Annotated in this window: 23 protein-coding genes; 6 read left to right on the forward strand and 17 right to left on the reverse strand. The window is 69.3% G+C overall.

Annotation, left to right across the window (positions count from 1 at the left end):
• The first annotated feature begins 82 nt into the window (after nucleotides 1-82).
• The 3 genes from ABAZ39_RS23450 to ABAZ39_RS23460 are packed head-to-tail and all read left to right on the forward strand — an operon-like array spanning nucleotide 83 to nucleotide 2831.
• Nucleotides 83-1261, forward strand: coding sequence for an OpgC family protein (locus tag ABAZ39_RS23450; protein ID WP_051658452.1), 1179 nt, complete (start codon nucleotides 83-85; stop codon nucleotides 1259-1261).
• On the forward strand, nucleotides 1258-2019 hold the full coding sequence (locus tag ABAZ39_RS33355) for an SGNH/GDSL hydrolase family protein (RefSeq protein WP_051658453.1): 762 nt from the start codon (nucleotides 1258-1260) through the stop codon (nucleotides 2017-2019). The genes ABAZ39_RS23450 and ABAZ39_RS33355 overlap by 4 nt, the downstream gene beginning before the upstream one ends.
• Nucleotides 2016-2831 carry an SGNH/GDSL hydrolase family protein gene (locus tag ABAZ39_RS23460; protein ID WP_040136215.1) on the forward strand — a complete coding sequence of 272 codons (816 nt, stop codon included), beginning with the start codon at nucleotides 2016-2018 and terminating at the stop codon, nucleotides 2829-2831. The genes ABAZ39_RS33355 and ABAZ39_RS23460 overlap by 4 nt, the downstream gene beginning before the upstream one ends.
• A 24-nt stretch (nucleotides 2832-2855) precedes the next feature.
• On the opposite strand, the gene ABAZ39_RS23465 is transcribed toward ABAZ39_RS23460, so the two are convergent.
• The 7 genes from ABAZ39_RS23465 to ABAZ39_RS23495 all read right to left on the reverse strand — a co-directional run bounded on the left by ABAZ39_RS23465 (nucleotide 2856) and on the right by ABAZ39_RS23495 (nucleotide 10738).
• Nucleotides 2856-4271: an amidase gene (locus tag ABAZ39_RS23465; protein ID WP_040136218.1), complete on the reverse strand. Its 1416-nt coding sequence runs from the start codon at nucleotides 4269-4271 to the stop codon at nucleotides 2856-2858.
• Nucleotides 4272-4302: 31 nt separating this feature from the next.
• Entirely contained in the window at nucleotides 4303-5739 is a 1437-nt protein-coding gene (hydA, locus tag ABAZ39_RS23470; RefSeq protein WP_040136220.1) for a dihydropyrimidinase, read from the reverse strand.
• Nucleotides 5740-5896: 157 nt separating this feature from the next.
• Nucleotides 5897-6628, reverse strand: a complete 732-nt coding sequence (locus ABAZ39_RS23475; protein WP_040136222.1) for a maleate cis-trans isomerase family protein — start codon at nucleotides 6626-6628, stop codon at nucleotides 5897-5899.
• Nucleotides 6629-6645: 17 nt separating this feature from the next.
• On the reverse strand, nucleotides 6646-7977 hold the full coding sequence (locus ABAZ39_RS23480; protein WP_040136224.1) for an amidohydrolase family protein: 1332 nt from the start codon (nucleotides 7975-7977) through the stop codon (nucleotides 6646-6648).
• Nucleotides 7974-8756, reverse strand: a complete 783-nt coding sequence (locus ABAZ39_RS23485; RefSeq protein WP_040136226.1) for an ABC transporter ATP-binding protein — start codon at nucleotides 8754-8756, stop codon at nucleotides 7974-7976. The genes ABAZ39_RS23480 and ABAZ39_RS23485 overlap by 4 nt, the downstream gene beginning before the upstream one ends.
• Nucleotides 8757-8759: 3 nt before the next feature.
• Nucleotides 8760-9566, reverse strand: a complete 807-nt coding sequence (locus ABAZ39_RS23490) for an ABC transporter permease (RefSeq protein ID WP_040136228.1) — start codon at nucleotides 9564-9566, stop codon at nucleotides 8760-8762.
• A gap of 158 nt (nucleotides 9567-9724) precedes the next feature.
• Entirely contained in the window at nucleotides 9725-10738 is a 1014-nt protein-coding gene (locus tag ABAZ39_RS23495) for an ABC transporter substrate-binding protein (protein ID WP_014241810.1), read from the reverse strand.
• A 224-nt stretch (nucleotides 10739-10962) separates the two neighbouring features.
• Here ABAZ39_RS23495 and ABAZ39_RS23500 point away from each other — a divergent pair, with 224 nt between their 5' ends.
• The 3 genes from ABAZ39_RS23500 to ABAZ39_RS23505 all read left to right on the forward strand — a co-directional run bounded on the left by ABAZ39_RS23500 (nucleotide 10963) and on the right by ABAZ39_RS23505 (nucleotide 13342).
• The gene (locus ABAZ39_RS23500; protein WP_247881757.1) at nucleotides 10963-11697 is read left to right on the forward strand and encodes a GntR family transcriptional regulator; all 735 of its coding nucleotides are present in this window, start codon (nucleotides 10963-10965) and stop codon (nucleotides 11695-11697) included.
• 581 nt (nucleotides 11698-12278) lie between these two features.
• Nucleotides 12279-12446 carry a hypothetical protein gene (locus ABAZ39_RS36610; protein WP_175428837.1) on the forward strand — a complete coding sequence of 56 codons (168 nt, stop codon included), beginning with the start codon at nucleotides 12279-12281 and terminating at the stop codon, nucleotides 12444-12446.
• 161 nt (nucleotides 12447-12607) lie between these two features.
• Entirely contained in the window at nucleotides 12608-13342 is a 735-nt protein-coding gene (locus ABAZ39_RS23505; RefSeq protein ID WP_040136233.1) for a proteasome-type protease, read from the forward strand.
• On the opposite strand, the gene ABAZ39_RS23510 is transcribed toward ABAZ39_RS23505, so the two are convergent.
• From ABAZ39_RS23510 to ABAZ39_RS23560, 10 genes are all read right to left on the reverse strand, one after another.
• Nucleotides 13339-15456 (reverse strand): molybdopterin-containing oxidoreductase family protein, encoded by a 2118-nt coding sequence (locus tag ABAZ39_RS23510; RefSeq protein WP_040136236.1) that lies wholly within the window; start codon nucleotides 15454-15456, stop codon nucleotides 13339-13341. The two genes, ABAZ39_RS23505 and ABAZ39_RS23510, sit on opposite strands and share 4 nt — an antisense overlap.
• Nucleotides 15457-15483: 27 nt before the next feature.
• Nucleotides 15484-16626, reverse strand: a complete 1143-nt coding sequence (locus ABAZ39_RS23515) for a THUMP domain-containing class I SAM-dependent RNA methyltransferase (protein WP_040136238.1) — start codon at nucleotides 16624-16626, stop codon at nucleotides 15484-15486.
• 203 nt (nucleotides 16627-16829) lie between these two features.
• On the reverse strand, nucleotides 16830-17510 hold the full coding sequence (locus tag ABAZ39_RS23520) for a GDSL-type esterase/lipase family protein (protein ID WP_040136240.1): 681 nt from the start codon (nucleotides 17508-17510) through the stop codon (nucleotides 16830-16832).
• Entirely contained in the window at nucleotides 17507-18718 is a 1212-nt protein-coding gene (locus ABAZ39_RS23525; protein ID WP_040136242.1) for a hypothetical protein, read from the reverse strand. The genes ABAZ39_RS23520 and ABAZ39_RS23525 overlap by 4 nt, the downstream gene beginning before the upstream one ends.
• 120 nt (nucleotides 18719-18838) lie before the next feature.
• A complete protein-coding gene (locus ABAZ39_RS23530) occupies nucleotides 18839-19879 on the reverse strand; it encodes an SIS domain-containing protein (RefSeq protein ID WP_040136244.1) in 1041 nt (346 codons plus the stop codon).
• A 49-nt stretch (nucleotides 19880-19928) separates the two neighbouring features.
• The gene (locus tag ABAZ39_RS23535; protein ID WP_040136246.1) at nucleotides 19929-21128 is read right to left on the reverse strand and encodes a lipid II:glycine glycyltransferase FemX; all 1200 of its coding nucleotides are present in this window, start codon (nucleotides 21126-21128) and stop codon (nucleotides 19929-19931) included.
• 70 nt (nucleotides 21129-21198) lie between these two features.
• Nucleotides 21199-22374 carry an acyltransferase family protein gene (locus tag ABAZ39_RS23540; protein WP_040136248.1) on the reverse strand — a complete coding sequence of 392 codons (1176 nt, stop codon included), beginning with the start codon at nucleotides 22372-22374 and terminating at the stop codon, nucleotides 21199-21201.
• A gap of 380 nt (nucleotides 22375-22754) precedes the next feature.
• On the reverse strand, nucleotides 22755-23495 hold the full coding sequence (locus ABAZ39_RS23545; protein ID WP_040136250.1) for a beta-ketoacyl-ACP reductase: 741 nt from the start codon (nucleotides 23493-23495) through the stop codon (nucleotides 22755-22757).
• Nucleotides 23496-23786: 291 nt separating this feature from the next.
• A complete protein-coding gene (locus tag ABAZ39_RS33360; protein ID WP_051658454.1) occupies nucleotides 23787-24365 on the reverse strand; it encodes a hypothetical protein in 579 nt (192 codons plus the stop codon).
• Between the two features lie 70 nt (nucleotides 24366-24435).
• Complete coding sequence (locus tag ABAZ39_RS23560; RefSeq protein WP_040136256.1) at nucleotides 24436-25287, reverse strand: DUF8581 family protein; 852 nt, start codon at nucleotides 25285-25287, stop codon at nucleotides 24436-24438.
• Nucleotides 25288-25312 lie beyond the last annotated feature (25 nt).

Here is a 25312-nt window from a genome sequence, read left to right on the forward strand (position 1 = left end):
CCGATTGCCAAAAGCGGACCGCCCATGCCACGTTGCGGCGCATGCGAAACAAGGGCGGGGTCGGGCGGTGGCGTCGGGCGGGATGCGCGATCTTCGGTTGGACTTTTTCCGCGGGCTGGCCCTGTGGTTCATCTTCGTGGACCACATTCCGGGCAACCAGATCGCCTGGGTGACGATGCGCAACTTCGGTCTCAGCGACGCGACCGAGGTGTTCGTGTTCATTTCCGGCTACACCTCGTCGCTGGTCTATTCGCGGATACTGGAGCAGCACGGCTGGCGGTTCGCCGCGGCCAAGGTGCTCGACCGCTGCTGGACGCTCTACATCGCCTATCTCTTCCTGTTCATTGCCTTCACGGCGCAGGTCGCCTACACCGCGCGGGTCTTCGACAACCCGCTGTTCACCGAGGAAATGGGGATCGCCGGCTTCTTCGCCGATCCCGCGGTGTCGCTGGTCCAAGCGCTGGCGTTGAAGTTCCGTCCGGCCAACCTGGACATCCTGCCGCTCTACATCGTGCTGCTGCTGTCCCTGCCGGTCGTTCTGCCGGTGCTGAGGCGCTGGCCGCTGGCCCTGCTGGCCGGGTCGGTGACCCTCTACGCGGCGGCGCGCCTCCTGGATTGGAACCTGCCGACCTACCCGGACGGCGGCGTCTGGTTCTTCAACCCCTTCGCCTGGCAGCTCCTGTTCGTGCTGGGGGCGACCATGCAGCGGCTGCCCAAGGTGGCGGCGGCGCTGACGACGCGGCGGACGGCGCTGCTGTGGTTGGCGGGCGGCTATCTCTTCGCCGCGCTGCTGCTGGTGATCTCCTGGCAGGTCGCGCCGATGGCCGCGCTGATGCCGGTGTGGCTGGCGGAAATCCTCTACCCGATCAGCAAGACCGACCTCGACCTGCTGCGGCTTGCGCATTTCTGCGCGCTGGCCTACGTCGTCCTGCAGATCGCGCGGTTCGACAGCGCGTGGCTGCGCTGGCCGGCGCTGGCGCCGGTGATCCTGTGCGGACGGCAGTCGCTTCAGGTCTTCTGCCTGGGCATCTTCCTGTCCTTCGCCGGCCAGACCGTTCTGAACCACTGGTCCGCCTCGCTTTTTGCCCAGTTTTCGGTCACACTTGCCGGCATCGCCGTGATGGTGGCGGCCGCACGGGTGCTGACCTGGTATCAGTCCGTGGGACGGCCGCCGCGTCCATCGGCGTCCGCCCCGCCCGCGGCCCCCGCCGCTCCACTGGCCCCTGCCGCCAAAGCCCCAGCCAAGGACCCGAGCGCATGAAGCGCGCGACCGTCTTGACCCTGGCCGTCCTTGCGGGACTGACCGCATCCACCGCCATGGGCGTCGCGCAGGCGGCTTCGCAGACGCCCGGCGATCCCTGCGCCGTTCCGGAATCCGTCTACACCGTCGACGGCGCCCTGCCGCGCGCCTGGGAGCGGCTGAAGCGCGGCGGCGCGCTGCCCATCCTGGTGCTGAACTCGGCCAGTTCGCGCCCCGACACCGCCTATCCGGCGCTGCTGGAGAAGGAGCTGGCGGCGCGGCTGCCCGACCGCAAGGTCAGCGTGACCGTCCGCAACGCGCCGGGGGCGACCGCGCAGGAGATGCTGCCGATCCTGAACCGGGAACTGGCCGCCTCCGCGGCTTCTCTGCTGGTCTGGCAGGTGGGGACGGCGGACGCCATGCGGAACATTGGGCCCGACAGCTTCGGGGAGGCGCTGGGCCGCGGCATCGCGGCGGCCCAGGGGCGCGGCGCCGACGTGATCCTGATGGATATGCAGTACAGCCCGCAGACCTCCCAGCTCATCACCTTCCAGCCCTACCTGGACTATATGGAGTGGGTGTCGCAGGACAGCGACGTGGTCCATTTCCCCCGTTTCGAGATGATGCGGCATTGGTTCGAAGAGGGCCGCGTCGGCTTCGCCCCCGACTCCAAGGAGGAAAAGCTGCAGGCCTATCAGTTCGTCCACCGCTGCCTCGGCCGCATTCTGGCCGACACCGTGTCCACCATGATCGACCACGCCGGGAGACCCGCTCCGTGACAGGCACGCCCGCCCCCCGGACCCGTGGCCGGAGGGCCGCCGTCCTCTCCGCCGCCCTGCTGTCCCTCGTCCCTTTCCTCGCCGGCCTGACCGCCACGCCCGATCCGGTGAAGGCGGCGGCCTGCGCCGTGTCCGTGCAGACCGCCGACCTCGCCGTGCCGCTGCCGCGCAGCGCGCGGGCGCTGACCACCGGCGGACCGCTGCGCATCGTCGCCATCGGTTCCTCCTCCACCGCCGGGGCGGGGGCCAGCAAAGCGGAGCACAGCTATCCCGCGCGGCTGGCCGAGCATCTGGGCGCGCGTTACCCCGGCCTCGCTTTGACCGTCCTCAACAAGGGCGCCAACGGGGAGACCGGTCCCGACATGCTGAAGCGGTTCCGGCGCGACGTGCTGGACGAGGCGCCCGATCTGGTGATCTGGCAGGTGGCGGCCAACACCGTCCTGCGCGGCGACGATCCCGACGCGGCGGAACAGGTGATCCGCAGCGGCGTGCGGACGCTGAAGGACGCCGGGCTGGACGTCGTGCTGATGGACCTGCAATACGCCCCGGCCATGCTGGCGAAGCCCCGGCACGAGGAGATGGAGGAACGCATCGCCCGCGTCGCGGCGGAGGAGGGGGTGGGCCTGTTCCACCGCTACGCGGTGATGCGCCAGTGGGTGGAAACGCGGCAGGCCGCCATGGGCGATCTGGTCGGGCCGGACGGCATCCACCAGAACGACTTCGGCTATGACTGCGTCGCCCGCACGCTGGCGGCCTCGCTGCACGACGCTTTCAGTTTGCGGACCGCGGGGACGGTGACCGCGCGTCCGTGAGGGCCGGGGTGGGGGCCGCGGCCTTTACAGCCCCTCCGGCCAGCGGTGGCGGAACCCCATCTCCCGTTCCAGGAAACGGGCGCAGCGCAGCAGCCGGTCCTCCTCGTAGGGGCGGGCGATCAGTTGCAGGCCGATGGGCAGGCCGTCGGCCGTCCAGCCGCAGGGGATCGACAGGCAGGGGAAGCCGATCAGCGACACCGTGTAGGTGATCGCCAGATAGTCGATGATGGTGGACAGGCGGAAGCCGTTGATCTCCGTCACGTCGCCCTGGGTGTTGGGGAAGGGCGGCACGCTGGCGCTCAGCGTCATCAGGATGTCGTGGTCGCGGAAGAAGACGGCGAAGCGGCGGTAGAGGGCGCTGCGCTGGGCCTCCGCCCGCAGATAGTCGGCGGCGGTCAGCCCCTTGCCCCGCGCGATGTTCCAGGCGACCGACGGGCTCAGCCGGTCGCCGTCCTGCTCCAGCGTCCGGCCGTAGGTGTGGAAGATGTGCGCGGCGCGCAGCGTGCCGAAGGCGGCGCTGGCCTCCCGGCAGTCGGGCGTGGCCTCCACGAAGTGCCCGAAGCGGCCATCCAGCCCGCGCATCACCGCCTCGAACCGCTCGGCCAGCCCGAGGTCGATCAGGGCGGAGCCGAGGTCGGTGCTCCAGGCCACCCGTAGTGACATCGGGTCGAGCGCGTCGAGGTCCGGCACCGTCCAAGCGGGCACGGGAAGGGAGGTCGGGTCGCGGGGGTCCGGCCCGCTGACCGCGGCCAGAGCCAGCGCCGCGTCGGCCACGTCGCGGGCGAGGAAGCCCTGCGTGGCCAGCCCGTCCCAGGCCAGCGCGCGACCCGGGCTGGGGATGCGTCCCGGCGTCGGGCGCAGCCCGACCACCCCGCAGAAGCTGGCCGGCGTGCGCACCGAGCCGCCGAAGTCGGTGCCCTGGGCCAGCGGCACCAGCCCGGCGGCCACCGCCGCGGCGCTCCCCCCGCTCGACCCGCCGCTGGTCTTGTCGAGGTCGTAGGGGTTGGCGGTCGGCCCGCACAGCTCGTTGCCGGTGATGGCGCCGAAGCCGAACTCTGGCGTGTTGGTCTTGCCCACGATGATGGCGCCCGCCGCCTTCAGCCGGGCGACGCTGAGGTCGTCGGTGTCGGGGATCAGGTCGGCGTAGAGGGTGGAACCGTAGGTGGTGCGCAGCCCCGCCGTCAGCGTCAGATCCTTGACGCCCACCGGCACGCCGTGCAGCGGGCCGAGAGGCGACCCCGCCTCGACTTGCCGGTCGGCCATCTCGGCGGCAGCCAACGCGGCGTCGGGCGCCACGGTGATGAAGGATTTCAGCCCGCCGTCCAGCGCCGCGATGCGCTCCAGGCTCGCCGCCACGAGGTCGCGCGCCCGGAAGCGGCGGGTGCGCACGCCTTCCGCCATCTCGGTGGCGCTGAGGCGGAACAGGTCGGGTGTGCTCACGGGCAAGGTCTCCGGTTGCGGCGGGCCGAGTTTAGAACGGGAGGACCGGGGCGGGCGAGCCCTTGGGCCGCGCCGGGGCGGGCAGGCCGCAGGGCAGGAATTTGCCGCGCCCCGGCTCGGCCAGCAAGGTATCGTCGCGGCAGATCACCTCGCCACGGGACAGCGTGACGACCGGCCAGCCGGTGACCTCGATCCCTTCATAGGGCGTGTAGTCGACATTGTGGTGCAGGATGCCGTTGGTGATGGTGACCTTGCGGGACGGGTCCCACAAGGCGATGTCGGCGTCCGCCCCCACGGCGATGGTGCCCTTGCGCGGGTGCAGGCCGTACATGCGGGCGGGATTGGCGGCGGTCAGCTCGACGAACTTGGTCAGCTCCATCCGGCCCTTCATCACGCCCTCGGAGAACAGCAGCGGCAGGCGCGTCTCGACGCCGGGGATGCCGTTGGGGACGCAGCGGAAGGGCGCCTGTTCGCCATGCACCTTCTTGCCGCCCGGCCCGTCGAAGCGGAAGGGCGCGTGGTCGGAGGAGAAGACCTGGAAGGCGCCGCCGGTCAGCCCGTCCCAGATCACCTTCTGGTTCGCGGCGTCGCGCGGCGGCGGCGAGCAGACGCACTTGGCGCCCTCGAACCCCTCCCCGCCCAGATCGTCGGCGGTCAGGAACAGGTACTGCGGGCAGGTCTCGGCGTAGATGCGCAGGCCGCGCCCCTGCGCCCAGCGGATCTGCTCCACCGCGTCGGCCCCGGAGACGTGAACGATCAGGATCGGCACGTCCACCAGCTCCGCCAGGGAGATGGCCCGGTGGGTGGCCTCGCGTTCGGCCACGCGGGGGCGGGAGACGCCGTGGAAATAGGGGGCGGTCTGGCCGGCGCGCTCCAGCTTCTCGGTCAGCCAGGCGATGCAGTCGGCGTTCTCCGCGTGCATCATGACCATGGCGCCCTCGGACCGGGCGATGTCCAGCACCTCCAGGATCTGGCGGTCGTTCAGCTTCAGCGCGTCGTAGGTCATGTAGATCTTGAAGGACGTGTAACCCTCGCGGATCAGCGCCGGCAGCTCCTGCCCCAGCACCTGCTCGGTAGGGTCGGTGACGATGAGGTGGAAGGCGTAGTCGATCAGCGGCTTCCCGGCGGCGCGGCGGTGATAGTCGTCCACCGCGGCGCGCAGCGTCTTGCCCTTCTCCTGGCAGGCGAAGGGCAGCACCGTCGTGGTGCCGCCGAAGGCCGCGGAGCGGGTGCCGGTCAGGAAATCGTCGGCCATGACGGAGTCATCGCCGGTCGGCTGGTCGAAATGGACGTGCCCGTCCACCCCGCCCGGCAGGACGAGCAGACCGGCGGCGTCGATCTCCTCCCGCCCGGTGGCCAGCCCCTCACCGAGCGCGGCGATCCGCCCGCCGCGCACGCCGACGTCGGCCTTGAACACGTCCGACGCGGTGGCGACCGTGCCGTTGCGGATGACCAGATCGAAGTTCATCGTCGTTTCTCCCATCGTGACGCATTTGCCCCGCGTGACGTACCGGCCCCCTCCCTAACCCTCCCCCGCTGTCGCAGGGGAGGGAACTGCCGCCGCTTCGCAGAAGGCACCCTCTCCCGCGAAGCGGGGGAGGGCCGGGGTGGGGGCAATACTCCCCTCAGCCATGCAACTCGCGGAACAGGCTGCCCCAGCCTTCGACGCGGCGGGTGTCCACGCCGGTCATGCGCAGCGCCTTCCACACCACCGTGGACACCGTGTCGTAGACGGGGATGCCCAGCGCCTTCTCCATGCGCTCGGCCACCGGGGCACCGCGCATGTTGGTGCAGATGATGGCGATGGCCTCCGGCTTGGACTCCGCGACCTCCATGCACATCCGCTCGATGGTCTCCTCGGTGACCTCGGAGAAGGAGAAATTGCCGCGGTCGTTCAGGTGGCGTTCCGCCACCACCTCGAAGCCGGCGGCGTTGTAGTTGGCGACCATCTTGTCCTGGATCTCGTCCAGATAGGGGCTGACGATGGCGAAGCGCTTGCGCCCGGTCGTCTCCAGAATCTCGTTCAGCGCGAGCATGGAGGTGCAGGCGGGAATGCCCGTCTCCGCTTCGATGGAGGCGCAGAGCTTCTCGTCCGCCGCGAAGCCCAGCCAGCCGGCCGAGGTGCCGTTCCAGCCGATCACGTTCAGCCGGGCGTCGGCCAGCAGCCGGGCGGCGTCCAGGAAGGGCGTGTCGGTGAACTGGTCCAGCGCGGCGGCGCGCAGGGAAATCTCCTTCACGGTGAAGCGCCCGAAATGGGCGGTCACCTCCGGCAGGCCGCTCAGCATCGCGGAGGTGACGGGCTCCAGCACCGTGTTGGAGGAGGGGGTCAGCATGCCCAGAAGGACGCGGTTGCTCATATCCATGGTTCTTTCGGTCAGGCGCGCGCCCACAGCGCGCGGGCGGCCTTGTCGGCCTCGGTGCAGATCTCGTTCAGGTCGGCGCGGACGGGGCGCCCGTCCTCGACCAGCGTTTCGCCGTCCACCAGCACCATCTCCACGTCGCGCCCTTGCGCGGTGTGGACGAGCGTGCCCAGCGGGTTCATCAGCGGGCGCAGATGCGGACGTCGGGCGTCGAAGACCACGAGGTCGGCCAGCTTCCCCAGGGCCAGCGTGCCGATCTCGTCGGCCATGCCCACCGCCTGCGCGCCGCCCAGCGTCGCCATGCGGAACACGTCGGCGGGCTGCCAAGCGGCGGTGACCCCACCCTGCTGGATGCGCGCGGTGGCGAGCGCCCAGCGCATCGCCTCCACCATGTCGCCGTGCTGGGTGTCGGTGCACAGCGCCAGATTGACGCCCGCCTCCTTCAGCTTCGGCGTCGGCGCCAACCGGCCCGATGCGGCGTTGCATTTCGGCACATGGACCGCGTGCGCCCCGGCGCGGGCGAGCCGCGCGACGTCGGGGTCCTCGACATAGAGGCAGTGGGTGGCGAGCAGCCGGTCGTTCATCAGCCCGCACTCGTCCAGCAGTTCCGCCGGGGTCAGGCCGGTGGACGCCTTCACCCGCTCCACCTCCACCCGGCTCTGCGCCAGATGGGTGTTCACGTGCATGGAGCGCTTCGCGGACTCGTCGGCGAGGGTGCGCAGGAAGGCGGGGGAGCAGGTGTCCGGCGCGTGGGCGGCCATCTGCACGCGGATGCGCCCATTGTTGGCGCCGTTCCAGCGGTCGTGCAGGTCCAGCGTCCGCAGCAGCAGGTCGCTGCCGATGGCTGCGTCGAAGCGCCATTCGCCCTGGGCCACGCGGGCGAAATCCACGTCGTGGACGCGCCAGCTCGCATGGACGCGCAGCCCGAGGTCGGCGATGGCGTCCAGCGTCGCGTCGGCGTGGACGAAATGGTCGCAGATCAGCGTGGAGCCGGCGAGCAGCGCCTCCACCGCGCCCAGCCGGGCCAGCGCGCGGGCCTCCTCCGGCGTGGCGTCGGTGCCCTTGGGCACACCCGGCGTGTAGGAGGGGGCGAAGCCGAGATCGGCGGCGACGCCGCGCACCATGACCAGGACGGCGTGCAGGTGCGCATTGACGAAGCCCGGCGTGACCACCCGCTCCGGCAGATGCCGGACCTCGGCGGCGGCGGGAAGCCCCTGCGATGCCGGGGCGAGATGGACGATGCGCCCGTCGCGGATGCCGATGGCGGCGTCGTCCACGACGCTGCCGACGGCCTCCCCGGTCAGGGCGGTGACGCCGGTCAGCAGCAGGTCGAGCCGGCCGGTCACGCGACGGCGGCCTGCCGTTGCTGCATGCCCTCCTCACGGATCAGGTTGAGGATGTGGCGCTTGTGGTCGTTGAAGCGCGGTCCGGTGGTGTCGCGCGGGCGCGGCAGGTCGAGCGCGATCAGCTCGCGGATGCGGCCCGGACGGCTGGTCATCACGGCGACGCGGGTGCCGAGCACCAGCGCCTCGTCCACGCTGTGGGTGACGAAGACGACGGTGCAGCGCTGCTTCTGCCAGATGGCGACCAGCTCCTCCTGCATGTTCATCTTGGTCTGGGCGTCGAGCGCGGCGAAGGGCTCGTCCATCAGGATGACCTGCGGGTTGAGCAGGAGGGCGCGGGCGATGCCGACGCGCTGGCTCATGCCGCCCGACAGCTCCGCCGGGAAGTGGTTCTCGAAGCCGCGCAGACCGACCATGTCGATGTATTCCTGGGCGGCGTCGCGCCGGTCGGCCTTGCGCCAGCCCTTCAGCCGCAGGTGGAAGGCGACGTTCTCCCACACCGGCAGCCAGGGCATCAGGTTGGCCTGCTGGAAGACCATGCCGCGGTCGGCGCCGGGGCCGTCCACCAGCTTGCCGCCCACCGTCACGGTGCCCCCGGTCGGCTTCTCGAAGCCGGCGATCATGTTCAGCAGCGTGGACTTGCCGCAGCCCGACGAGCCGAGCAGGCAAAGGAACTCGTTCTTCTCCACCGACAGGCTGACGTTGTCGATGGCCAGCAGGTCGCGCTTGCGCTTGGCGTCGCGGAAGATCTTCGTGATGTTCTGAAGGTCGATGGAAGCCATCGCTCAGCCCTCCCGGCTCTGGAGCGTGGAGCCGTGCTGCCAGTGCAGCGCGGCGGACATCAGGACTTTGATGAGCGCGTCGGTCGCGTAGCCGAGCAGGCCGATGCTGGCCATGGCGGCGAGCACGAGGTCGTAGCGTAGGAAGTAGTAGCTGTCCCACAGCACGTAGCCGAGGCCGCTCTTCACCGCGACCATCTCCGCCGTCACCGTCAGCATCCAGGCGGCGCCGATGCCGATGCGCAGGCCGGCGAAGATGCTGGGCAGGGCCGCCGGGAACACGACGTGGCGCAGCAGCTGCTGCTCCGTGGCGCCCATCATCGAGGCGGCGCGGATCAGGTTGCGGTCGGCGGTCTTCACCCCGTGGATGGTGTTCATCAGGATCGGGAAGAAGGCGCCGAGGAAGACCAGGAAGATGGCCGGCTTGTTGGCGATGCCGAACCAGATGATCGCCAGCGGGATCCACGACACCGGCGGCACCGGGCGGAGCATCTGGATGGTCGGCTCCACCGTCCGCTCGACCCAGCGCCACCAGCCGATGGCGATGCCCAGCAACACGCCGCTGACCACCGCGATGCCGTAGCCGGCGGCGACGCGTGTGGCGCTGGACAGGGCATCGGCGAACCAGCGGCCGGTGTTGCCTTGCGAGGTCTCGTCGAAGCCGAAGATCCAGTCGCCCCAGGTGTGCAGAACCACCGACGGGGCCGGCAGCAGGGCCGCCGGCAGGAATCCGGACCGGGAGAACACCTCCCAGGCGGCGAGGATGAAGAGGGGAACGACGGCGCGCTCCCAGGATTTCGACAATGCCGTCATGGCCCGGTTTTCCCTATCCCGTCATGTTCATAGCCCTCTCCCCTCCGGGGAGAGGGTGGCCCGTAGGGCCGGTGAGGGGGGGTGCGCATGGCGGAACGTCCGGCATAAGCGCAACCCCCTCACCCTGACCCTCTCCCCGGAGGGGAGAGGGGAAATTCTTAGAAGCCCAGCTCGCTCTTCGGCTTCTTGGTGACGGCTTCGAGGAACGTGTAATCCAGGTTCTTCTCCGCGGCGGCGGTGACGTCGTTGGAGATGTATTTCAGCTCGCGCATCATTGTGGCGATGGCCAGCGTGCTGTCCTTGTGGATGGCGTAATCCGGGGAGGCGTTCTTCAGCGCCTCGGTGGCGACGGCCTTGTCCATGCCGGTGTATTTGTTGATGACGTCCACCCACACGGTCTGGTCGGACTTCAGCTTGTCGACCAGGGCGACGACCGAGCCGACGGTGGCCTCGACCGCCTTCGGATGCTCCTTGATGACGTCGGAGCGGGTGACGATCAGGTTGGTCAGGTTGCCGGCGGCCTGGTCATAGGGCAGCGCGAAATGCGTGCCGACGCCGGTCTGGCGGATCTGGGAGGCGAAGGGTTCCACCGTGCAGATCACGTCGACCTCGCCGCGCTGGAGGGCGGCGGCGTGGTCGGACGGGTTCGGGATGTTGATGAACTGCACGTCCTTGTTGACGTTGATTCCGTGCTTCTGGAGGGCGCCACGCATGTGGATGTCCTGCGCGTTGCCGCGGGACGCCGCGACGCGCAGCGGCTCGCCCTTCTCCTTGCGCTCGGCGATCAGCTTTTTCAGCCCGTCCCAATCATCGGCCTTCAGGGTGATGCCCTTGCCGACGACGATCTCCGACCCACCGTTCACCTGACCGGACACGGCCACCACGTCGAAGCCCTTATCGAGCGCCGTGATGTAGTGCAGGTAGGTCACCTGGGCCATGTCGATGCTCTTCGACACCAGCGCGGTCAGCACGTCGTTGCCGGAATTGAAGTTGATCGCCTCGATCTCCACGCCCTTGGCAAGTTCCGGGGTCAGCGCCATCGGCAGGCAATGGGCGCATTTGGCGAAGCCCAGCTTCAGCTTCTCCGCGTCGGCCGCCTGTGCGGTGGCAGCGGCGGAGAGGGCGAGGAAGGCGGCGGTGACGGTCGTCAGGGTGAGGGACCGGAACGTCATGAAAGGAGTGCTCCCGATGCGGTTGCGTCCCTCCTCCTTTCGCAAGGCGCGTGCCAAATTGTATACAATATTATGATAGCCATTTTGTTGGCTGTTTTCAGCCGTTTAGAGCATATTGGAGGAAGCTGGCCGCGCGAGAGCGGCCTTGCCTGAATTTTGGGCATGACGCATCATTTCGGTATGCATGCCCAAGTATGCAGCACTTTCGGGGGTGGTGGGTCAGGATGGACAGGATCAAGACCATGAAGGCGCCGGCCCGGCCGATCCGCCGCGCGACGCTGCACCATTCCGCGGTGGAGGAACTGCGGGCGATGATCCTCGACGGCGAGCTGCCGCCGGGCGTCCGCGTGCCGGAGGTGCAGTTGTGCGAGCAGTTGGGAATCTCCCGCACGCCGCTGCGCGAGGCGCTGCGGGTCCTGTCGTCGGAAGGGCTGGTGGAGCTTCGCCCGCACCGCGGCGCCATCGTCGCGCCCGTGGACCCCGGCGAGATCGGCGCGATCTTCGAGGTGATGGACGCGCTGGAACGGCTGGCCGGGACGCTCGCCTGCCGCAATGGCTCGGACGCGGAGTTCACGAAGCTCGACCGGATGCACGACCAGCTGGTCGCCCAGCACGAGGCGGGAGAGCGCGCCGCCTACTTCCTGACCAACCGGCAGATCCACACCCAGATCGTCGCCATGGCCCGCAACCCGGCGCTGGAAGCGACCTACGCCGGCTTCGCCGCCAAGATCCTGCGCGCCCGCTCCCTCGCCAATTACGACACGGGCCGCTGGCAGGAGTCGGTGGACGAGCATGAGGGCTTCATGACGGCGTTCCGCCGCCGCGACGCCGAGGAGGCCGGTGCCCTGCTGGCCGACCACAGCCGCCGCACCGCGGTGGCGGTCATCCAAGCGTTGCGCCCTGCGGCGGCTCAAGGGGAAAAGGCGGCCACCGATCCCACACCGATGGACGTGGAATGATTCGTTCGATTAAGGCTTGAATTATGCTGCGCTGCGGAATATATTAGTTTCACTGACGCCTTTTCGGGCGTTTCCTCCCTAGACTCAGGCCGCCGGAGCAATCCTGGCGGCCTTTTTCTTTGCGCGCCGCGCGGCCTCTGTTCTTGTGCGCCGCAGCAGAAAATCGACAATGTCTGGTGGAAAGCAAGGCCCTGAAAGTGAAACACGCTGCCGCCGTCAAAGCCCTGCGGGGGTGCGGGGGCTTGAGGCATGCAGCGTGTCGCATTGTGTGCGCGCCTTTGTTTTTATGCGGCGCGCCCCTGCTTTCACGGACTACCGAGTCCTCCCTAGACTCCGGCCTGACGCTGTTCGCAGCGCTACGAAAGATAGACCATACGTACCCGCATGATGTCAATGGGCACAGCGGCCGGGGGAGTATGTTTTTTAGCCTATGACCTTGCGCCGCAACCCGAGGGTTCCAAGCGAATCGGGACATGACCGCCTGCCAAGATAGGATCGGGCCGAGCGCAGCGCGTACCATCGCCCTCTTGGTTCACGTCATGCCCGCCGGGCATCGGAACCGACAATGCGGAGGAAGCACCATGGCCGACGAGCGGAACCCGAACCAGATGGGCAGCCAGGACGAGCGGAAGCAGGGGCAGCAGACCCAGGACAACCCGAAGAACCGGCAGCAGGGGCAGGACCAGGCGAACCGGCAGCAGCAGGGCATGGACCGCGACCAGGACGAGAAGGGCGGGCAGCAGCGCTGAGCGGAGGCCGCAAGGGACGTCGCAGGGACGGGACATGATGTCCCGTGTCCCGCGATGGGTTTGCGGCATGCTGGTTTTTTCGGCATACACTGGGGCGGCCAGCCGGCCGCCCCTTTTCGCGTGGGCGGTCCGGCTTCCGCTGGGAGGAGAGAGGACGGACCATGACCTACTGCGTCGCCCTGTATCTGAAGGACGGCTTGGTGATGCTGTCGGACACGCGCACCAACGCGGGGGTGGATCACATCTCCATCTTCAGCAAGATGCACGTCTTCGAAGAGCCGGGCGACCGCATGATCGCCCTGATGACCGCCGGCAACCTGTCGCTCACCCAATCGGTGATCGCGCTGATTCAGGAAGGGGTGGAGCTGGACGGCGAGATCCGGACCATCTCCAGCGTGAACGGCATGTTCCAGGCGGCCCAGCTCGTCGGCGCCGCCGTCCGTCAGGTGTGGAAGCGGGACGGCCACGCGCTGAAGGAGCAGCGGGTGGATTTCGACCTGTCCATCATCCTGGGCGGCCAGATCCGCGGCGACCGGGTGCGGCTGTTCCACGTCTACGCCGCCGGCAACTTCATCGAGGCGACCGCCGACAACGCCTTCTTCCAGATCGGCGAGCACAAATACGGCAAGCCGATCCTCGACCGCGCGTTGAACCACAACACGCCGCTGGAGGAGGGGATGAAGCTGGTGCTGATCTCCATGGACAGCACGCTGCGCTCCAACCTGACGGTCGGTCTGCCGCTCGACCTGATCGCCTACCGCCGCGATTCGCTGAAGCTGGAGACGCGGCGGCGGATCGGTGAGGACGACCCCTGCTTCAAGGAGATCAGCGACGGCTGGTCCCAGGCGCTCCGCGAGGCCTTCCGCTCCCTGCCGCCGCCCAAATGGGCTGATTAAGCGGGTTCCGCCGCCTTCCGCACCCGCACATGGCTGTCGTGGAAGGCGGCCCCGCCGAAGGGCGCCACCGGGTCGGCGCCGGTCAGGCTGTTGATGCCGCGCCCGCCCTCGTGCGCGGCGTTGGGCCAGATGGATTCGGCGATGACCACGCCGCGCCGCACCCCGTCGAACAGCCGGGCGTGCAGGAGCACCGCGCCGCGCCCGTTGGCGGCCTCCACCCGGTCGCCCTCGGCGATGCCCAGCGCCGCCGCGTCGTCGGGGTGCAGCATCAGGCTGGGGCGGCGCTCCCGCCCCGCCGACGTCGGGGTTTCGGTGAAGCTGCTGTTCAGGAAGTTGCGGGCCGGCGCGGTGACCAGCCGGAAGGGATGCTCGTCGTCGGCCTCCTCCGTCACCGCCCAATGGTCGGGGAAGGTTGGCATGGCATCGACCGGGCCGAAGGTCGACGGCGCGGCGTAGGGCACCTTGGGCCAATCCGGCTTCAGGCGGAACTTGCCATCGGGCCAGCGGAAGCCTTTCACGAAATGGGCCTCCTCGAAGTCCGGCTGCACGTCGAGGAAGCGCTGGGATTCCAGCGTCTCCAGCGTGCCGTGGCCGGACGCGCGCAGCGTGGCGTCGATCAGCTCCCGCTCGGTCATGGCGAAGCCGGGGTGAGAGTCGCTGCCCAGCCGCCGCGCCAGCTCGCCGATGACGGCGTGGTTGGGCCGGCAGTCGCCGGGCGGATCGACCAGCTTGGGCCCGAGCAGGATGTGCTGGTTGCCGCCCGCCTGATAGAGGTCGTCGTGCTCCAGGAACATGGTGGCGGGCAGCACGATGTCGGCCATGCGGGCCGTCTCGGTCATGAACTGCTCGTGCACGCAGACGAACAGGTCGTCACGGGCGAAGCCGCGGCGCACGCGCGCCTGATCGGGGGCGATGGTGACCGGGTTGGTGTTCTGGATCAGCAGCGCCGTCACCGGCGGGCCGCCGGCCAGCGTCTCCGGGTCACCCTCCAGGATCGGGCCGATGCGCGACTGGTCGAGCATGCGCACGGTCGGGTCGCGCAGGTCCAGCCCCTCGATCAGCGTCTTGTTCCAGCCGTAGATGCCGCTGTTGGAGTGGAAGGCCCCGCCGCCCTCGACCTGCCAAGCGCCGCTGACCACCGGGATGCAGGAGGCGGCGTGCATGTTCACCGCCCCGTTGCGCGAGCGGGTGAAGCCGTAGCCCAGCCGGAAATAGCTGCGCGGCGTCCGCCCGACCAGCCGGGCGAATGCCTCGATCTCCGCCGCCGGCAAGCCGGTGATCGCCTCGGCCCATTCCGGGGTGCGGCTGGCGAGATGCGCCTCCAGTCCGTCGGGGTCGTCGGCGTGGCTGGCGAGATAGGCGCGGTCGGCCAGCCCGTCGCGGAACAGCACATGCATCACCGCGCAGGCCAGCGCCCCGTCGCTGCCCGGACGGATCAGCAGGGGAATGTCCGCCTGTTCCATGGTCGGGGTGCGGTAGACGTCGACCACGGCGATCTTGGCCCCGCGTTCCTTGCGGGCGCGGACGGCGTGGGTCATCACGTTGACCTGGGTGGAGACGGCGTTGGTCCCCCAGATCACCACGAGGTCGGACTTGGCCATCTCGCGCGGGTCGGCCCCGGCCAGCTTGCCGGCGCCGGCCAGCCAGCCGGCCCAGGCCGGGTTGGTGCAGATGGTGGCGAAAAAGCCCGACCAGCGCCGGGCGTGGCGCAGCCGGTTGATGCCGTCGCGCTGCACCAGCCCCATGGTGCCCGCGTAGTAGTAGGGCCACACCGTCTCTGGCCCGTGCCGGCGCTCGGCCTCCAGGAACTGGTCGGCGACGATGTCCAGCGCCTCGTCCCAGGAGATCGGCGCGAACTGGCCGGAGCCCTTGGGGCCGGTACGCTGCAGTGGCTGGGTCAGCCGGTCGGGGTGGTGCACCCGCTCGGCATAGCGGGCGACCTTCGCGCAGATCACCCCGGCGGTGTAGCTGTTGTCGGCGGCGCCACGGATGCGCCCGATGCGGCGCTCGTCCAGCACCTCGACCTCCAGCGCGCAGGTGGACGGGCAATCGTGCGGGCAGGCCGAAGCGTGCAGGCGGGGGGCGTGCAGGCGGGGAGCGGTGCGGTTGGACATGGTTCTACAGATGGGTGCTGGAAGGGGTCAGGGAAGGGCAGCGGTGCTGTGCAGCGTCACGCGCAGGCCGCCGTGTGACACCGACGGGCCGGACGGCTGAAAGGGCAGGCCGGTCGCCTGGGCCAGCGACGCCTCGTTGGTGACGAGGCCGACCCGCCAGCCGGAAAAGCGCGACAGCAACGTCTGGCCCAGCGCGCCGTAGAGGGCGAACAGCGGCTTCTTCTCGCCGATCCGCGCGCCGTAGGGCGGGTTGACGATGACGAGGCCCGGCGGCCCCTCCGGCGGCATCAGGTCGCTGACCGCGTGCTTCTGGAAGTCCGTCAGGGCGGCGACGCCCGCCCGCTCGGCGTTGGCGCGGCTCATGGCGATGGCCCCGCCGTCGCGGTCGCTGCCGTAGAAGCGGACGGCGGGCGCGGCGCCCGTGCCGCCCGCGGAGCGCATCGCCTGCCACGCCGCGTCGTCGAAGGAGGCGAGCTGCTCGAAGGCGAAGCGGCGCGTGCGTCCGGGGTGCAGGCCGGCGGCGATCTCCGCCGCCTCGATGACGAAGGTGCCGGACCCGCACATGGGATCGACCACCGGCTCCGTCCCCTCGTAGCCGCAATGGTGCAGGAAGAGGGCGGCCAGCGTCTCGCGCAGCGGGGCCTTGTGGATCTCTTCCTTGTGGCCGCGCTTGTGCAGGGACTCGCCCGACGCGTCGACGCTGATGGTGCAGAGGTCGTCGTCGATGCGGGCCTTGATGGAGACCTCCGCCTCGGCGGAGATGGGGGCGCCCAACTCTTCGGTGATGGCGCGCTCGATGCGCTGGGCGGTCGCCCCGGCGTGGTAGATGCGCGAGCCCTTGCAGGACGCCTCGACGCGGACCGGCACGTCGGGGCGCAGGAACTCCGCCCAGGGCACCCGGCGCGCCCTCTTGTCGAGCTGGGCGAGGTGGAAGGCGCGGAAGGAGGCGACGCGGGCCAGCACGCGGGTCGCCCCGCGCAGTTCCAGGTTCGCCCGCCAAACCTCCGGCCAGCCGCCGCGGACGGTGACGCCGCCCTTGATGGCGGTGGCATCGCGGAAGCCCTTGGCCTTCACCTCCGCGCAGAGCACGGATTCCAGGCCCGGCGCAGTGACGATGAAGATCTCGAAATCGGTGCCGGTACGGTCGGCGGCGGCGGTGTCGCTGGTCATGGCCCCTAGATACCGCCATGGCAATCGCTTTTGAAGTCCCCTCTCCCCTCTGGGGAGAGGGTTAGGGTGAGGGGGTTGCGCTTTTGCCGGACATTCCGTTACGCGCATCCCCCTCACTGGCCCTCCGGGTCACCCTCTCCCCAGAGGGGAGAGGGCTTAATTGGCAGCAATGACTGGCCAGCAGATATTGCGAGGCGCTCCTCTTATTCACAACCCGCCTTGGCGACAGCGGCGGCCAGACGCTCGTAGCCGGCGCGTGTGAGATGCACCGGGTCCTTGTAGAGCGGACAGGCGCCCTCCGCCGGGCAGGCGTCGCGCAGCGGGGTGTTGGCGTCCACCACGCGCAGGCCGGGAGCGGCGAGGGCGGCCAGCCGCCGGTTCACCTCGGCGATGCGTTCGGCGAAGGCGGCGTTGCCGTCGCGCCGCGGCAGCAGGGCGAGCAGCGTGATGCAGGCGCCGGGCGCGGACCGCTTCACGTCGGTGGCGATGGCCTCGATGGTGCCAGCGATCTCCGCGGCGGAGCGGTTCGGCAGGTCGTTCGTCCCGACCAGGATCAGCGCGGACCTCAGCCCCATGCCCGGCCCGAAGGACTGCCGCACCCGCCACAGCAGGTTTCCCGCGGTGTCGCCCCCGGCCCCGAAATTCATCGGCTCCGCGTCGAACAGCCGGCGGGCAAGGTCGGGCGGCCAGCCGGCGATCAGGGAATCCCCCAGCAGCATCGCCTTAGGGTCCTGATGCCGCAGCGTCTCCATGCGCGTGGTCAGCCAGTCCGGATAGGGCGGCTGCGTGCGCGGCCCGATGGTCGTGTCGCTCTGCGCCGGGACGGCCAGGAACGCCAGCAGTGTGGCGACCCCAGCCCAGCCCGCTTTGATGATCCGACTCACGCCGCCTTCGCCGGCAGGGCAACGGCCGGGACCTGCTCCGGATGCAGGGCGGGCGGCGAGAGGTCCAGCACGGCGCGCTCCCCCTCGGCCAGCGGGCGCACGGCGTTCACGGTCAACGCGACGGTCAGCGAGCCCTTCGCGGCAGGGGCGTCCAGCACGAGGTCGGTGGTCCGGCCGGGATGCACCTCGAACCGCTCCTCGGCCAGCGTCGTGCCGTCCTCCGCGGCGATGGAAACCGCGACGCGGAGCGGGATCGAGTCCCGCAGCGGGCAGCGCAGGGTGGCGCCGAGATGGAAGGGACCGGGCGCGTGCACCCCGGTCCAGCGCAGCGTGGTGCCGGGCCGCTCCGGATCGGGGCCGTGCAGGCGGAACAGGCCCTCGTAAGGGCGGCACCAGCTGTTGCCGTTCAGCAGACGGACTGTCCCGGCGCGCAGGTCGCCCGCGATGGGCTTGCTCATGTCCTGATCGGGGCCGAAGGGGAAGCGGAGCTGGACCAGCGCGTCCGGCGTGCCGATGCGCAAGGCGGCGTGGCGCTGCATCCAGTCATGGCAGGGGAACAGGCGCAGTGCGCCCTGGACGATGGAGAACCACGCCACGGCGTCGATGTCGTCCGCCTGATGATAGGGGGCGAAGCGGGTGACGTAGCCACGCATCAGGCCGGGCCGCTGCCAATCCACGCGGCCGATGCGGGCGGGATCGTCCGATTCCTGCACCTCCAGCAGGGCGAAGTCGTCGTGGCCGGCCAGGGCGGCCAGCGCCTCGTACAGCCCATCGATGGTGGCGGGGGCGATGCCGGGGTTCGACTTCACGACGAAGATCACCCCGCCCATCACCGCCCGCGCGGTGAACTTGGCCTGGAGATACTGGATCTTGCGCGTTTCCCGGCGGTGCAGGGCGCGCCGCGTCGCCTCGTCGTCGCGGAAGACCAGCCGCCCGCCGGTGACGTCGGACTTCATGTCGCTGTGCCAGCCGATGCCGTAGGCGGAATCCAGCACCATGCCGGTGCGCAGCGGTGACAGGTTCTCGAACCGGTACATGCCTTCGAAATTGGCGCGCAGCTTGGCCAGAAGCTGGTCGGGCTTCATGGAGGCCCAGCGGAACAGGCTCCCCGCCTCGCAGGACAACCGGCGCAGGACGAAGCCGAATTCGCAGTTGTCGCCCAGACTTTCAAACCGCAGAAGGTCGTCCGCGCCGATGCCGATGGTCATGCTGCTGTCCCATTTCGCTGCCAAGCCGTGGTTTCGGCAAGCCTAGCGCGAGCCGGTCGGGCCGCGTCAACGGGCGGTGGCGGCGGCGCCGAAAAGATCACCGCGAATTCGAGGTAATTCCTAAACCGTCCGGGTGACCTTGCGCAGATGGCGGGGACGGTCGGGATCGAAGCCGCGCGCCACCGCCAGCCGGGCCATGAAGGGGTAGAAGGCCTGGATCGCCGTGATGGGGTCCAGCACCGGGTGCAGCGGCGGCGGCAGGGGCAAAGGCGTGTCGGCCAGAGCGAGCGCCCGCCCCTCGGCGGAGGCAACCAGCAGATGGGCGCCGGCCTCCTTCAATGCGCGGGCGGTGTCCAGCACACCGTCCAGCGTCTCGTCCCGCACCGCCACCACCAGCACGGGGAAGCCCGGCTCGACCAGCGCCATGGGGCCGTGCATCACCTCCGCCGCGCTGAAGGGTTCGGCGTGGGTGGCGGCGGTTTCCTTGAACTTCAGCGCCATTTCCTGGGCGATGGGATAGCTGCGGCCCCGCGCGACGATCAGCAGGCTGGATACAGGCTCCAGCACCGGCTGCGCCGCCGACCAGTCCGCAGCACCGGCCCGTTCCAGTTCTTGGGGCAGCCGTGAAAGCGCGTCGAGAAGCGTCCGGTTATCCGTCCAGACGGCGGCCAGTCGGGCGATGGCGGCGAGGCTGGCGACGAAGCTCTTGGTCGCGGCGACGCTGCGTTCCGGTCCGGCGTGCAGGGGCAGGGGATGGGCGACCCGCTCCGCCAGCGGCGAGTCCTCCGCGTTGACCAACGCCGCCGTCAGGGCGCCGCCGGCCCGCGCCGCGTCCGCGACGCGCAGCAGGTCGGGGCTCTGGCCCGATTGGGAAATGGCCAGGACGAAGGCGTCCTTGACCCGCAAACCGGCGCCGTAGGCCGTGACCACCGACGGCGCCGCGGAGGCGGTGACCAGCCCCAGCGCCGTCTCGAACAGGTAGCGGGCGTAGCCGGCGGCGTGGTCGCTGCTGCCCCGCGCGATGGTCATCGCGAAGGGCGGCGGCACGGCCCGCAGCCGGTCGGCGAGGGCCGCCACCGCTTCGGCGTCGGAATCGAGCAGGCGCCGCACCGCCGCCGGGGCGGTGGCGGCCTCCTGCATCATCAGGGGAGCGCTGGTCATGGGTCGGCCTCCGTTCCAGGCCGATCATAACACAGCGGTGCCGCTTACCTCACGCCGGGCCGGTCGGCGCCTTCGCCAGCACGGCGGCGTCGGAGGCGTCCATCTCCTCCGCCGGGGCGGGCTCGGCCTGGGGCGGTTTCCAGTTGCGCAGCCGGTTCACCATGGCGCCGGCCTGGGTCTTCCAGCGGTCGGCGTGGATGCGCATCGATTCGCCACTCTGGACCAGCAGGCGGCTGGGCAGCGGGCCGGGCGTCTCGAAGGTGCCGATGTGAAGCGTCTCGACCGGATGCTTGCCGGCGAGGCCGCGTTTGAACTGGTAGACGCCGGGGTTGGTCTGGGCGTTTACCCCGTGCAGGTCGTAGCGCAGCCCGCCGTTTGCCTTGATCCACAGCAGCGCCCGCCATTGCAGCAGATAGGCGGCGTTGACCCGCAGCCCGGCCTCCAGCGTCGCGGAATTCTGCATCTGCCCGGTGGTGCCGAACAGCGATACGACGACCCCGGCCACCGGCCGCCCCTCATGCATGGCGAGGAAGGCGCGCATCTTCCGCCGCGTCGGCAGCGCCTCGTTGATGCGGGTGAAGGTGCGGCTGTCGTAGGCCTTGAAGCCCTTGCGGCGCTGCGTCTCGACGAAGATGTCGTCGATGGTCTCCAGCAATTCGGCGTGGGAGCCTTCGACGACCTCGATCCCCATCCGCTCGGCCTTGTTCAACCCGCGCCGCCAGTGGTGCGACAGGTTGGAGCGCAGGCCGGCCTCGTCGGCGTTCAGGTCGGTGATGAAGGTGCGGTAGGGGGCCTTCTCCTCCCGGAACCGCATCCCCAGCGAGGCCAGCGCCGCCGTCACCGCCTCCCCGTCCGCCTGCGAGACATGGGGCAGCAGGCGCAGCATCAGGCCGCGCCGATCCGTGTATTCCGCCTTCAGCGCATGCAGAGCGGTCATCAGGGCGGCATGGTCCGGCCCCTGGCCGCGCGGGTGCCACATCGGCCCCCACATGACCAGCGCCAGGCCGCCGATGCCCGGCACGCGGCGCAGCAGCACCTGCACCGCGGCCACCGGGCGCCCGTCGCGCCGCACAACGAGGTGGCTCAACTCCCGCCCGGCGTGGGCGATGCGGCCATAATCCCAGGTCTGGAAGATGTTGGCGTCATCGAAGCCATCGAGAATGGCGTACCAGCCGCTGCGGTCGACCCGGTCGATCTCGATGGAGGACGCGGGGCACAGGACATCGCCACCAAGCGCGTCGGTGTACATTCAGGATTCTCCCCTGGAATTCACGGCGATCGTTTTTTGTGGAAGCGTTTGGTAACGGTCAGATGATTGGTCACACGGTTCCGCCGGAGCGGTAGAAGGTGCTGAAGGCGGGGCGGGCCGAGAAGGCAGCCTGCGGGATGTCGAGCAGACGGCGCAGCCGGTCGCGCACCGCCGGTTCCAGGACCGCGGCGACCAGCAGGGCCACGGCAATGGACAGCGCACCGCCCGTCACCGCACCGGCCATCGAGGAGGCCCCGGCCTGCATCGCCAGCGCCTTGGCCGAGCCGCCGATCACCTCGTGCAGCAGGTAGAGCGGATAAGTGGCGAGCCCGATCACGCGCAGCAGGGCCAGAAGGGATGGCGGCAGCGTGGCGATCTCCGCCCGCCAGCGCGCCGAGGCGACGATGGCGAGAAGCGACGCGCCCCAGATCAGCAGCGGGTTCACCCACAGATCGGCGAGATTCAACGGAACCGGCGAGCGTTCCACGAACTCCACCGACCGGGCGGTGATCTCCAGCGGCGCGGCGATCAGGGCCAGCAGGGCGGCGGCCATGCCCGTCCGGGTCAGCTTGCCGCGCGACCACAGCCACAGGAAGATCCCCAGCGCGAAGAACACGCCGTGGCGCAGCAGCGTCATGTTCAGCATGCCGTACTCGAACTCCAGGAACGGCATGTTGACGACGCCGAAGACGTGCAGGCTGTAGACGCCGAGATAGGCCGAGCTGGCGGCGGTCAGCGCCAGGGCGAACAGCGGCAGCCGGTGGAAATTCCCGCTGAAAAGCAGCAGGAACACCGCGCCGTAGAAGGCGATCTCGACCGGCAGCGTCCAATAGGCCGACGCGATGTAGGGGCCGGCGGGCGCCAGCGTGAAGGAGGCGATGAAGCGCCGCGCCAGATCCGGGTCTGGGCCGGGCATCAGCACCAGGGCGACGAGGCACAGGATGGAGCAGACCCAGGCCGCCGGATAGAGGCGCAGCAGACGCGAGCGGATGAAGGCGACCGGGGTGGCGTTGTTGGCCGAATTCGCGATGACGAAGCCCGACACCACGAAGAAGACCTGCACCCCGGCCCAGCCCGACCACATGACGTCGGCGACCGCCGGGTCGCGCCAGGTCAGGTGAAAGCCGGTGACCAGCAAAGCCGCGGCGAACCGCACCATGTCGATCCCGTAGACGTAATCGGCCCCGGACCTGTGGCGGGCAGGCCCGCCCCCCGGCAGAGTGTGCTTTATCGGCGTTTCAGGCACGATTCCTCCCTTCCTGCATGGGACGTGCCCATGTGCAGGTTCTCGACGTCTGTTGATTCCGGAAGACGAGCGCGGTGCGGTCTCAGGACGCAACTTGCGTGCTGCTGGGGAGCATACTCGCTGGGACGCGCGGGTACAGGCGCCCGAACGGATTCAACAGGAAATCTGCGGGAGTATACTGTTCAGATGATCGGCCGTTACCGAAGCCATGGCACAAAGGGGAGGTGCGCGGCGCGAACGGTCCACCCGATCCCGGGCGTTTTACTTTGAAGGGATGCTCCGAAGAGCGAAAGGCACACGGCCTGCCCCCGGTCAGGCCGGGAACGGGCCGTGTGCTTGCCGGCTGGCCGGTTTGCCGCCGGTGCCTTGCTGCCAGTGGCTTACTGGTAGTTCAGGCCGCCGTTGATGTTCAGGGTCGAGCCGGTGATGTAGCCGGCGATTTCCGACGCGAGGTAGGACACCGCGCCGCCGATCTCGTCCGGACGGCCCAGACGCTTCATCGGGACGCTGTCGGTGATGGCCTGGCGGATGTCCTCGCGGATCGCCATGACCATGTCGGTGCCGATGTAGCCCGGCGCGATGGCGTTGACGGTGACGCCCTTGGTCGCCAGCTCGGCGGCCAGCGCCTTGGTGAAGCCGATCACGCCGGCCTTGGCGGCCGAGTAGTTGGTCTGGCCGGCCTGGCCCTTCACGCCGTTCACCGAGGAGATGTTGATGATGCGGCCCCAGCCGCGCTCGGCCATCTTCGCCGACACCTGCTGGGTGACGTTGAACAGGCTGCTCAGGTTGGTGGCGATGACCGCATCCCACTGAGCCTTTTCCATCTTCGCGAAGAACTTGTCGCGGGTGATGCCGGCGTTGTTCACCAGGATGTCCACCGGACCCAGGTCGGCCTCGATCTTGGCGACCATCGCCTTGCAGCTTTCGAAGTCGGAAACGTCGCCTTCCGCCACGTAGAACTTGAAGCCGAGGGCTTCCTGCTGGCCCAGCCAGGCGGCGGCCGGCTCGAAGTTCGGCAGGCAGTTCGCCGCCACGATGTAGCCGTCCTTGGCCAGGGCCTGGCAGATGGCGGTGCCGAGACCGCCCATGGCACCGGTGACGAGCGCGATCTTCTGAGACATTACAATCGCTCCAGTAATAGAAACGGCCAGCTCCTGGAGAGGCAAGCCCGCTGGTGAACCGCAGAAGCAAAGGGGTTGCTTCTTGTTACGGATGCTGTCGTGCCGATGGTCCTTATGGGGGAGCCATCAACCGCGGCGGCAGGCATAACATAGAACAAGTCCGGCTCCGGGCCAATGCGCTGCAACATCGCAGATGTATGCGAGTGCGATTTTTCACAGCTATGTCAACAAGAAGTGAATTTTCAGAGCCTTACTGCACCGCACCAAGTGGTGCGACCGGTTGGATTCGGCTCAAATCCGTACGATTCGTTCGCCGGCCTTGAGCGCGAGCGGAAACAGCTTGGGCGCCACCGCCCCCAGCAGCCAGGGCCGCAGCTTCGCCAGAGCGGCGGGCGCGGCCAGCAGGACGAGCGTCGCGCCGCTGTGCGCCCATTGGCCGGCGCTCATCCGCTCGAACCCGTTCCACAGCAGAACGACGCCGCTGCACAGCCCGGCCACTGCGGTGACCGCCTCCCCCAGCGCCTGGACCGCGTCGATCCCCCACAGCGGGTTCGCCATGGTGACCCGCGCCACCAGCCGCCGCAGCCGCGCGGTCAGGCGCGCCGCTGACACGGCGTCGAACCGGCCGTCCTCGACCGCGGCGCGGGGCAGGGCGACCAGGACGTCGCCGTCGGGTTGGATCGACACGCGGACCGGAACGGTGCGCAGGCCGCTGCCGCTGCCGCTGCTATTGTCGGGTGACGGCGAGGCCACCGGCACGCGCAGGCTGATCGTCCGCCCGCCCTGGGCGAAGAACTGAAGCGCCAGGGCGATGCCGTGCCCTCGCCGCGGAAGCAGGCCGGCCTTGCCGCGGCGCAAGCGCCCGACCATCTCGGCCAGGGCGTCGCGCCTCCAGGTGAAGCCGTGCGGCAGGTCGCTGAGGAAGCGCCGGCGCAGCGGGCTACCCCGTGTCTCCCACCAGGGTGTTCACGGCTTTTCCGGCAAACCGCCCCAACGCGTCGATCAGAAAGCTCCAATAGCGGAAGGAGACGTCCACCGCGTCCTTGTGGACGCCGATCATGACGCTGTTGCCGGCGGTGTCCCTGCCCTTCAGCAGGCGGGTGACCACGTCGCCGTCGATCTGGATGGTCGACTGCATGACCACCAGCTCGGTCCCCACGTCCCACGCCTTGCGGATGGTCACCACATCCGCGGTCTTCAGCGCCGGCATGCGGCGGACCTCCTCGTCCATACCGCGCAGATAGCTGACGGTGTCCAGCCCGCGCCGCCGCAGCACGTCGTTGATCTGGTCGGAGTTGCGCTGGATGCGCATCAGGATCGGCAACGTGTCCCGGTCGATCAATGCTGCGGCGGACACCACGTCGGCGGTGGCGCCGGGTTGCCGGGCGGCGTCCAGGGTGCGGTCGGTCATCTCGCGCAGCCAGCTCGCCACCTCGCGCAGGTCGTCGAAGACCTTCAGCGTGGTGCCGCGGGCGGGGTCGTTGCCGGGCAGGTCGCGGCTGAAGAAGAACGGGTCGTAGCGGTTGGGCCGGGCGGCGTCGGACGGCGGGACGAACGGCGCCAGCCCCCAATGGAAGGATTCCGATATCTGTCCGGCCCAGGGGGCGAGGATCGCCGTCTCGCGGCTGCCGAAGACCTCCAGCGGCTCGCACAGGAAGACATAATACTCTTGCGCCAGATCGATCAGCGCGTCGCCCGCCATCGGCATCTTCTCCGCCGAGATGCCGGTTTTCAGCACGGTGTTGATTTCGAGCGCGAGAAGGTTGCGCGCCAGATCGACGAACTGGGACATCGGCCACCTTGCTGGGTTGGGGGCG

It is taken from the genome of Azospirillum argentinense (assembly GCF_000632475.1).
GTDB lineage: Bacteria > Pseudomonadota > Alphaproteobacteria > Azospirillales > Azospirillaceae > Azospirillum > Azospirillum baldaniorum.

Bases quoted from the DNA above. Each gene is read 5' to 3' on its own strand.
- ABAZ39_RS23450 (WP_051658452.1), top strand. From the start codon at position 83: ATGCGCGATCTTCGGTTGGACTTTTTCCGCGGGCTGGCCCTGTGGTTC.
- ABAZ39_RS33355 (WP_051658453.1), top strand. From the start codon at position 1,258: ATGAAGCGCGCGACCGTCTTGACCCTGGCCGTCCTTGCGGGACTGACC.
- hydA (WP_040136220.1), bottom strand. From the start codon at position 5,739: ATGAACTTCGATCTGGTCATCCGCAACGGCACGGTCGCCACCGCGTCG.
- ABAZ39_RS23475 (WP_040136222.1), bottom strand. From the start codon at position 6,628: ATGAGCAACCGCGTCCTTCTGGGCATGCTGACCCCCTCCTCCAACACG.
- ABAZ39_RS23485 (WP_040136226.1), bottom strand. From the start codon at position 8,756: ATGGCTTCCATCGACCTTCAGAACATCACGAAGATCTTCCGCGACGCC.
- ABAZ39_RS23490 (WP_040136228.1), bottom strand. From the start codon at position 9,566: ATGACGGCATTGTCGAAATCCTGGGAGCGCGCCGTCGTTCCCCTCTTC.
- ABAZ39_RS23495 (WP_014241810.1), bottom strand. From the start codon at position 10,738: ATGACGTTCCGGTCCCTCACCCTGACGACCGTCACCGCCGCCTTCCTC.
- ABAZ39_RS23500 (WP_247881757.1), top strand. From the start codon at position 10,963: ATGGACAGGATCAAGACCATGAAGGCGCCGGCCCGGCCGATCCGCCGC.
- ABAZ39_RS36610 (WP_175428837.1), top strand. From the start codon at position 12,279: ATGGCCGACGAGCGGAACCCGAACCAGATGGGCAGCCAGGACGAGCGG.
- ABAZ39_RS23505 (WP_040136233.1), top strand. From the start codon at position 12,608: ATGACCTACTGCGTCGCCCTGTATCTGAAGGACGGCTTGGTGATGCTG.
- ABAZ39_RS23510 (WP_040136236.1), bottom strand. From the start codon at position 15,456: ATGTCCAACCGCACCGCTCCCCGCCTGCACGCCCCCCGCCTGCACGCT.
- ABAZ39_RS23515 (WP_040136238.1), bottom strand. From the start codon at position 16,626: ATGACCAGCGACACCGCCGCCGCCGACCGTACCGGCACCGATTTCGAG.
- ABAZ39_RS23525 (WP_040136242.1), bottom strand. From the start codon at position 18,718: ATGACCATCGGCATCGGCGCGGACGACCTTCTGCGGTTTGAAAGTCTG.
- ABAZ39_RS23530 (WP_040136244.1), bottom strand. From the start codon at position 19,879: ATGACCAGCGCTCCCCTGATGATGCAGGAGGCCGCCACCGCCCCGGCG.
- ABAZ39_RS23535 (WP_040136246.1), bottom strand. From the start codon at position 21,128: ATGTACACCGACGCGCTTGGTGGCGATGTCCTGTGCCCCGCGTCCTCC.
- ABAZ39_RS23545 (WP_040136250.1), bottom strand. From the start codon at position 23,495: ATGTCTCAGAAGATCGCGCTCGTCACCGGTGCCATGGGCGGTCTCGGC.
- ABAZ39_RS33360 (WP_051658454.1), bottom strand. From the start codon at position 24,365: ATGGTCGGGCGCTTGCGCCGCGGCAAGGCCGGCCTGCTTCCGCGGCGA.
- ABAZ39_RS23560 (WP_040136256.1), bottom strand. From the start codon at position 25,287: ATGTCCCAGTTCGTCGATCTGGCGCGCAACCTTCTCGCGCTCGAAATC.